Below are 3,285 nucleotides of genomic sequence, written 5' to 3'. Positions count from 1 at the left end.
TCGCACGCACCATCGTTGCGCCGGCCGAACTGCCGATAGGCATCGTCACCGCGATAGCGGGCGCGCCGTTCTTCCTTTGGATCCTGCTGCGCAAGCGCGGCGTGGTTGATTTGTGAGGCTTGATGATCGAGGCAAAGGATGTTTCGGTTGATATCGCCGGCAAGCCTATCGTCAGTGGTGTCGATTTCCACGCGCGGCCCGGCGAGATCGCCGCCGTCGTCGGCCCCAATGGTTCGGGCAAGACGACCTTCCTCAAAGCGCTCTCCGGCGAGCTCGCCTATACCGGCCGCGTTGCCCTCAACGGCCGAGATCTCTCGACGATGAAGCCGGCCGAGGCAGCCGTCCATCGCGCGGTGCTGCCGCAGGCGACGACGCTGTCGTTCCCGTTCACCGTGCGGGAAGTGGTCAAGCTTGGTCTTGTCGGCGGCCGTTCGGGCGCCTTGCCGGGCGAGGATGCGCGGCTGCCGGAACGGGCGCTGGCGCGTGTCGATCTCGACGGCTTTGCCGGCCGTTTCTACCAGGAGCTTTCCGGCGGGGAGCAACAGCGCGTTCAGTTGGCGCGCGTGCTATGCCAGGTCTGGGCGCCGGTGCTCGACGGCAAGCCGCGCTTTCTGTTCCTCGACGAGCCAGTGTCCAGCCTCGACATCAAGCACCAGCTGATCATCATGAACATTGCCCGCGACTTCGCCAGAAGGGGCGGTGGCGTGGTCGCCATCCTGCATGACCTCAATCTGACGGCCATGTATGCGGAGCGGATCTTCGTCATGCATCGCGGCCGGCTGGCCGCCGCCGGATCGCCGCGGGACGTGCTGAGCGATGATCTGATCGAGAAAGTGTTCGACTGCCGGCTCAAGGTCGGCGTGCTGCCGGCGGGCAATATGCCGTTCGTGCTGCCGCAGTCGGCGGTCTATTGATATTCAGGTGAGGCCGGGCCTGCGAATGGCGGTTTCCTGCGCTTCTCCCGCCAATTGTCGAAGTCGGCGCCGCCCCTCATTGCCCTGCCGGGCATTTCTCTCCGCAGAACGGGGAGAAATACGCTAGGCAGCCGGGGCGCGGCGCTCCATCAGCATGTCGATGCCGAGCAGGTTGCGTACATTCGGCCGCGCCGCTACCAGATCGGCGATCGTATAGCGGGCGAGCACTGCGAAAAACGCATTCAGGGCCTCGCGCAGCGCCGAGTTCAGCGCGCAGCTGTCGACGAGCGGGCATTCGGCGGCATCGTTCTCGAAGCATTCGGCCATGGCGAAGCTCTCTTCCGTCACGCGCACGACATCGAACAGGCTGATGGCTTCGGCCGCCCGGCCAAGCTTGACGCCGCCATTCCTGCCACGCACGGTCTGGACGAGGCCGTGCTCGACCAGCGGCTGCAGGATCTTGAACAGGAAAAGCTCCGACACAGAATAGGCGGCCGCGATCTCGGGAATACGGCTCAATCGGTCGTCATTTGCCGCGCAATACATCAAGATGCGCATGGCATAGTTGGTCTGGCGCGTAAGCCGCATATTGTCCTCACAAGGCACTGGGGCGGTGCAACCCACGCCAGATCTGGAAATTTTGCTGATGCGGCTTTGACCCGAAATTCCGGATTCGCCACATTGGCCCAGGCGGAATATGGCCTATACCTTGGAATAATTCCAGACTAGCTTGGCGCGATAGATGAATTTTCTCCTCAACTTTGTGTGCGCAGCCGGGCAAGATGCCGGGCGAAACCGGCTGTCGCGGGTATTTCGGCCGTCGGAACACTAGATAGGCTGAGATCGACGAGGAGCGGCTCACCCATGTCACAATCGGCTTCGCCCTTGACGCCGGTCCGTTTCGATGCCGAAGCGGATGCGAAGCTTTCCGCGTTGCGGCGGACGAAATTCCTCGCGGCGGCCGCGCTGGCGCTTTGCGTACTGGTGTTTGCGCTCGCCAAATCGTTCGAGCACATCCATGCGTGGCTCGGCTTCGTCGCTGCCTTTGCCGAGGCGGCGACCATCGGCGGCCTCGCCGACTGGTACGCGGTGGTGGCGCTGTTTCGAAGGCCGCTGGGGCTGCCGATCCCGCACACCGCCATTATCCCCGAGAACCAGAACCGCATCGCCGACAATCTCGGCCGCTTCATCGAGGTCAACTTTCTGGCGCCCGAACCGGTGCGTGAAAAGCTTGCCGAGGTCGATTTTTCGGCGCTGGTCGCCGATTGGCTGGCCGATACGGAGCGCGCCGCCGGCCTGTCGCGCTTCATCGTGCGGCTGGTGCCGCAGACGCTTGCGGCGATAGAGCAATCCGGCCTGCGCGGCTTCGTCACCAGCCGCATGCTCGAACAGATCGAAAAGGTGCCGCTGGCGCCGCTGGCCGCCGAACTGCTCTCGGCGCTTACCGATGATCGCCGCCATCAGAAATTGTTCGACGAATTCACCAAGGTGATCGGGCGGTTCCTCAATGACGAAAAAGCGCTGGCAACGATGCGCGAAAAAATCCGCGAGGAACTGCCGTCGCTGTTCAACCTGTTCCGCGCCGACGCCTATCTCCTGAAGAAGATCGTCGCCTCGGCGGGCTCGCTGCTCGACGAAGTGAGGGCCGATCCCGACCACCCGCTGCGCGCCGAATTCGACAGCTTCGCCCAAGGCTTCATCGATAAGCTGAGGACATCGAAACAATACGCCAAACGGGCCGAAAAGCTGAAGCGCGACTTCCTGGGCCGGCCGGAGGTCAAGGGATTGGCCGGCGACATGTGGGCAAGCCTCAGCCAGTTCATCGAGCAGGATGCCAAGGCGCCGAATTCGGTCATCCGTGCGCACCTCGCCAACATGTTCGTCGAGGTCGGCCGGCATCTTGCCGGCGATGCGCAGATCCGGGCCGACATGAACCAGGGGTTCGTGGTGGCGCTGGCGTCGTTCGTGGAGAGCCAGAAGGCCGGCGTGTCGACATTCATCGCCGACCAGGTCAAACGCTGGGACCTCGCGCAACTGACGCGGCTGATCGAGATGAACATCGGCCGGGACCTGCAGTACATCCGCTTCAACGGCATGATCATCGGCGGCCTCGCCGGTGTCGTGCTCTATGTGGCCGAGCGGCTGTTCCTCGTGAATTGATGCGCGGCCAGACTGGCGCTCATTCCTCCGCGTCCGAATGGACTCACGGCACGCGAGTGTTATTCTCCATCCGAGGGTGCCCGCATCCGCGGCAAAGGGGAGCAAACAAGCATGGCAAAACAACCGGAATCCGATTCCTTCATGGACATGTTCGGCAGGTTCGGCCGCGACCTGAAGGTGCCGAATGTCGATGTCGAGGCGATCCTCGCCC

General features: G+C 63.1%; 4 protein-coding genes. 3 read left to right on the top strand and 1 reads right to left on the bottom strand.

What is annotated here, in order from left to right:
* Both ENZ75_RS26150 and ENZ75_RS26145 read left to right on the top strand, forming a co-directional pair.
* On the top strand, window positions 1-116 hold a 116-nt coding region (locus ENZ75_RS26150), incomplete at its 5' end, for an iron chelate uptake ABC transporter family permease subunit (RefSeq protein WP_164888007.1).
* Window positions 117-122: 6 nt separating this feature from the next.
* Window positions 123-914, top strand: coding sequence for a heme ABC transporter ATP-binding protein (locus ENZ75_RS26145; protein WP_063168164.1), 792 nt, complete (start codon window positions 123-125; stop codon window positions 912-914).
* Window positions 915-1,037: 123 nt separating this feature from the next.
* Here ENZ75_RS26145 and rirA read toward each other — a convergent pair whose 3' ends face one another.
* On the bottom strand, window positions 1,038-1,502 hold the full coding sequence (gene rirA / locus ENZ75_RS26140) for an iron-responsive transcriptional regulator RirA (protein ID WP_013531245.1): 465 nt from the start codon (window positions 1,500-1,502) through the stop codon (window positions 1,038-1,040).
* Between the two features lie 276 nt (window positions 1,503-1,778).
* Between rirA and ENZ75_RS26135 the strand changes: the two genes are divergently transcribed.
* Window positions 1,779-3,074 carry a DUF445 domain-containing protein gene (locus ENZ75_RS26135; RefSeq protein ID WP_063168163.1) on the top strand — a complete coding sequence of 432 codons (1,296 nt, stop codon included), beginning with the start codon at window positions 1,779-1,781 and terminating at the stop codon, window positions 3,072-3,074.
* The last annotated feature ends 211 nt before the right edge of the window (window positions 3,075-3,285 follow it).

Origin of the sequence: Mesorhizobium sp. M7A.F.Ca.CA.002.04.1.1 (assembly GCF_004022805.1) — a bacterium.
GTDB lineage: Bacteria > Pseudomonadota > Alphaproteobacteria > Rhizobiales > Rhizobiaceae > Mesorhizobium > Mesorhizobium ciceri.
Note: the sequence above shows the minus strand (reverse complement) of the source record. Positions and strands in the feature narration are given on the sequence as shown.

Coding starts and splice junctions, on each gene's coding strand:
- ENZ75_RS26145 (WP_063168164.1), top strand. CDS start 123: ATGATCGAGGCAAAGGATGTTTCGGTTGATATCGCCGGCAAGCCTATC.
- rirA (WP_013531245.1), bottom strand. CDS start 1,502: ATGCGGCTTACGCGCCAGACCAACTATGCCATGCGCATCTTGATGTAT.
- ENZ75_RS26135 (WP_063168163.1), top strand. CDS start 1,779: ATGTCACAATCGGCTTCGCCCTTGACGCCGGTCCGTTTCGATGCCGAA.